The following is a 4,648-nucleotide window of genomic DNA, read 5'->3' as shown; positions in this document are numbered from 1 at the left end:
AAGCACCTGAGAGGGGGCTTTGGTAAAAATCGGTCTAAGTAGTGAGTGCTGCCAACTCGTCTTTGCTTGAGGCAAAAATGAACTCCAATGAGTTCTTCGCCATAAAGGTATTAAGCTCCTCAGCCTTTTCCTTGGTGTCAATCCTCTCGTTATTTGGTCTATTCTTTGCCCACAAAGCAAGATATGGGCTTATGGGGAAATAGATCGAAGACTCTTTGGAGATATCGCCAGGAATGGCTAAAAGATTGTAGATGGGTTGATCAGAAGTGATGAGCTTGATGTCGGAATGGTTTTCTACCACTCTCAAATCCAGATGGTCACAGAGCGATCCTCCAATGCTGTTTGCCAAGATGAAGCCAAAGGCATTCTGCACCTTGTGAAAATTGCAATCCTTGTGCTCTTCTGGAATGCGCAGGCCTTGATGATCCGTGAATGAGGTTCTAGCCTTTTTTGTTCTAGTGTATTGATGGCCGAGATAGATGCAAAGATTAATCTTGCTTTGCTTATCATTCAAAATGTCAAAATGTTTTTCTCTTAAAGCAGTAAGAACGGGGAGGGCATTATTTTCAACAATCCCATGGTACTGTTCAAGACCGAATTTTTCCAACTTGTTGCCAGAATTGGCGATGCTTAAGTAAGTATTGAGGCTACCTAGGTTCACAAACTGATTGATCGCGGGACCTTTCATAACCATCTTAATCAGCAATTTAATTTCAGCATCCGATAACGGGGCAGTTTCATAGAAGTAGCGTTGCTGTGCGACATTTTCTGTTGATGTACGAATGATCTTATCTTCTCGTTTGCTCCAGATTTGATCGTCCGTTGCCCAGCCTTTGAGGTAATACTCCCAAATATAGTGCTGCTTCTTTACCTCAATGCTCATGCTTTCCCCTTAATTTATCGTGTTTACACAAATAGATGTCAGCAATGTTTGAATCGCCCCGGAACCAGTAGACGCTCCGAAGCCTTAAACTTAGGCAGAAGGAGAAGTCATGAGCAGCAAGCGTTATCCGGAAGAATTCAAGATCGAAGCGGTCAAGCAGGTCACTGATCGGGGCCACGCGGTGGCCGATGTCGCCAATGGCATTCAAGGCCGCTTTAAGGAAACTTGATAACTGGCCTCTTCTAGCCAGGGGCCGCCTGCGGGAATCCTCGCCCGGCGCCAGCCGGGATTCAAAGTCTTGTTATTCATTATTCTTGGCTCAAAAATGGCACTGCATAATCTAAGTATTCTTCTTGGGGAGTGCGACAAACTCGCCAGTTGTTTGCTCCATCAGGACGTTCCCGCTGACCAACATGAGTAAGAGCAAGCCGCCTTTTCGCGCGAGAAACGCCGACGAAGTAGGTGCAGCGATTTTCATCCTGATTGCCAAAGAAGATTTGATTTTCGATGGCCATGATGATGACCGAATCAAACTCAAGGCCCTTGCTCTTATGGATGGTCAGAATGCGTACGGCTTGGTCATCTGAGAACCGCTCAAGGGCTTTGGGCAAGTCAGGCTCCAGCTTTAGCAATTCCTCGATTCTGGACTTGGTATCGCGAACCACCTCCTTCAACCGATCGTGCGACTCGTAGTCCGGTGAAAGCGATACCAATGTTTCTTTACTGACTTGCTTCAGAAAGGCTCGAACAAACTCCCACCAGCCGGAGAACGGCTCGTCAATCAGCTCGGCAATGGCTATCTCTTTTCGTTGCTGCTTGACGAGCCGATCAAGGTCCTTGCGCGCGTTCGATTGAATCTCTTCGTCAGCAAAAGGGATCAGCTGATTCATGAGCCGAATCCACGCCTTCGGCTCGCGCTGACCATAGAGGCAGGAGAGATAGTCCACGATCAAACGTGCAACTGGCTCGACCGTGATGTCCTGCATCTGCTGTTCGTTGCGGAAGGGGATGCCACGTGCCTCCAATGCCGCCATCAAATGATCGGCGTACAGATCGAGCTGATTACGGATCAGGACCGCAATTTCCGCAGGAGGCAGCTGCTCGGTCTTTATCCATCCTTCAATCAAGCCTGCGAGGTGGTCAGCCTCCTGACGACTATCTTCGAAGCGCCAAGCAAATACCTCGCCTTCGTCGTCGGCAAGCTGCTCATCAGGCATGACCGATGAGGGGTCAAGCTTGCGAATGATCTCGTTCTGCAGGCGAAGCAGTCGCGACTTTGAACGAAAGTTGCGGTACATATTGAGCGGGACAGCAGTAAAGTCGGCAACGAACGCCTGGAAGATGCCGTCCATGGCCCCCGCCCAGCCCATGATCTTCTGCTTGGTGTCGCCCACGGCAGTCAAGCGAATGCTCGTACCTTGAAAGGCGAGCTTGAGAAGCTCGTACTGCAGGTTGGTACAGTCTTGGAATTCGTCGAGGAAGACGTCGCTGTAGGTTTGACGGATGGCGTTCCGCGCGACTGCAGATTGCCGCAAAATCTGGATTGCAAATGGCACCAGATCGGAAAACTCGATCAAGGTCCGTGATGGGCCGGGCTTTCGATCTGCAATTTTGTACCCAGCATCCAGCGCATACTCACCCGTCAGCACCGGACGGAAACGATCAATGATGCGCTTGGCAAATGCGTGAAAGGTATAGCTGTCAAACCGCGAAGCAAGGTCGGAACCACAGCGTCGCTTGACCCGCTCTTTCAGGTTGCTACTGGCATCAACCTTGAACGAAATGGCCAGAATCCGCTTTGGATAACGACAGGTCCCAGTGCGCAGCAGGAAGTCTGCCCGCTGTGCAAGCATTTCAGTTTTTCCCGCTCCGGGACCTGCTGTAAGTGCCAGACTGCGCACCCGCTCCTTGGCCGCCGCCAGGGCATTCGGTTCAAGGATCAGCCCATCCGCAGGCTTCCAGGCATCGACCGCAATCACTCAGGCAACTCCGCGAGTTTGGCGATGACGGCATCCGCCAATCTGCTCAGCGATGCTGGCATGTCAGCCAGCAACTCTTCATCTGTCAGTTGAGCCAGTGCGTCAATGTGGGCTGCGGGTTTGCTACCAAGCTTGAAGCGCTGATGGTAGGTGTTGAATAGCTGCTGTTCGTCTTTGCTGTACTGGCTGGCGTCGTGGTGCTGCTTGCCGAGAACAGCCTTGATCGTGGATTCATCCGGCTCTTCCTCCTCGACGCCGTAGGCTTCCGGGAAGGACTGCAGCATAGTGAAGTCCAGATCCATGGGATACGAGAAGTACACATCTCGTTCTTCAAGCGCCGCAAGATAGTTGTCGTAATCTCGGACTTTGTGGGTAGCGTCTTTCCACTTGGGGATTACATGGTCGGCGGGGAGGACCTTGCTCGGCGCATAGACAGCCAGTTGGTCATTGACGTATTTGATTCGTCCCCAGCCAGCGGCATAACGAGCCACATCCAGATCAAGGAGTGTCAGATATGGGATCTGCAAGGCCGACAGCAGGCGCCAGAAGTGATTGACGTGCCTGCCCCCAAGCGGGGCAATCGTGACAGCGGACTCATCAACCGGCGCTCCTTTGACCTGTAGCAGGCGTGGCAACACAATTTCTTCGCTATCGCCTTCGCCAAGCACGACAAGCCGCGAGAAATAGATCTCCGGAAAGGCCTGTACTGCCTCGCGTACAAACTTGTGAGCTTCATCAGCGGCGTCTGGCAACTGGATGTGCGTGACGCGCGATGTTCGCTCCTGGGTCAGCCGCAGATAGCGGATACGTTCCGGAGCGACGCGCCGCAGCATCGACGGCGCGTGGGTCGCAATCAGTGCTTGCGCGTCACCATCGCTGGTCATCGCGTTGAGCGCATTGACGATCCTTCCAAGGTAGTGCGGGGAGAGGCTGTTTTCTGGCTCTTCGACCGCCACCACCGTAAACACAGGCGGGCGCAGCTTGTCAGCGTCGAAAGAATCGTCTTCTTCAGCTAGGACCGCGCGACCGATGGCTTGCGAGGACAGCACGAGCGAGAGATAAAGCATCGACTTCTGACCATCGCTCAGTCGGGAGAAGTCGACCAATTGCTCATCATGGCCCGGAGTGAATGACACCGACATGTGCCGAAGCAAGGCTTCAATCTCAGACGCAACAAATGTGAGCTTGGGGTCGGCAAAGAAGCTGCCCTTGTGCAAAGCGCTCCATGCCGTCTTCAAGCTTGTGCTGAACGCATTGATTGATGGATTGGCCGCCAAGCTGTCGCTGATTTGATCCGTCAGACCCTTGATGACAGTTCGCTCTGCATCCCATTTCACCGCACGCAGCATGCGCCCAAGCAAGGCATTAGCGCCGTAGGCAATGTGATCAGCAGGATCACGGCGTGCAGGCAGGTAGTGGACGTGAATGTGATTCCTATCCGTCCGAGGAACTGTAGCTTTCACCAAGGGAGTTCCGTCAGCATTGAGGTCAGTTACATACTCAAAGCATTCTTCTATGTCCCCATCCTGTCCCATGCTGGCTGTCAGGCGAAAACGCACACGGGGTATGCTATCGACTTCGTCAAGGCGCATGTGGCCAAAATGAGGTGCGACCGTGCTGTTGTCTTCGTCGTCGCCAAGTTCCGGGAACAGGAAGTCGGCCTCGATCCATAGCTGACGCTCAGCCGGCGGAGCCGCCTCATTGAATGGGACATGAAAGTCCGAGCGCAAGATTCGGCGCAGTGATGGATCGAACGCGAATAGCCGACACAAGGCTTGTAGCACAG

3 protein-coding genes and 1 pseudogene are annotated in these 4,648 nt (G+C 52.8%); 1 reads left to right on the top strand and 3 read right to left on the bottom strand.

The features are described 5' to 3' along the window. Positions 1 to 34: 34 nt before the first annotated feature. On the bottom strand, positions 35 to 883 hold the full coding sequence (locus BJN45_RS17440; RefSeq protein WP_076097568.1) for a DUF4238 domain-containing protein: 849 nt from the start codon (positions 881 to 883) through the stop codon (positions 35 to 37). Positions 884 to 992: 109 nt separating this feature from the next. Between BJN45_RS17440 and BJN45_RS17435 the strand changes: the two are divergent. Next, positions 993 to 1,079: pseudogene (locus tag BJN45_RS17435) on the top strand (transposase); the annotation flags it as partial. A gap of 112 nt (positions 1,080 to 1,191) precedes the next feature. On the opposite strand, the gene BJN45_RS17430 reads toward BJN45_RS17435, so the two are convergent. Beyond that, positions 1,192 to 2,862 (bottom strand): UvrD-helicase domain-containing protein, encoded by a 1,671-nt coding sequence (locus BJN45_RS17430; RefSeq protein ID WP_076097566.1) that lies wholly within the window; start codon positions 2,860 to 2,862, stop codon positions 1,192 to 1,194. Continuing rightward, a partial coding sequence (locus BJN45_RS17425) for an ATP-dependent nuclease (protein WP_139326382.1) occupies positions 2,859 to 4,648 on the bottom strand: 1,790 nt, incomplete at its 5' end. The genes BJN45_RS17430 and BJN45_RS17425, both read right to left, overlap by 4 nt.

Origin of the sequence: Azonexus hydrophilus, assembly GCF_001956855.1 — a bacterium.
GTDB lineage: Bacteria > Pseudomonadota > Gammaproteobacteria > Burkholderiales > Rhodocyclaceae > Azonexus > Azonexus hydrophilus_A.
This window is presented reverse-complemented; position numbering and strand designations above follow the sequence as displayed.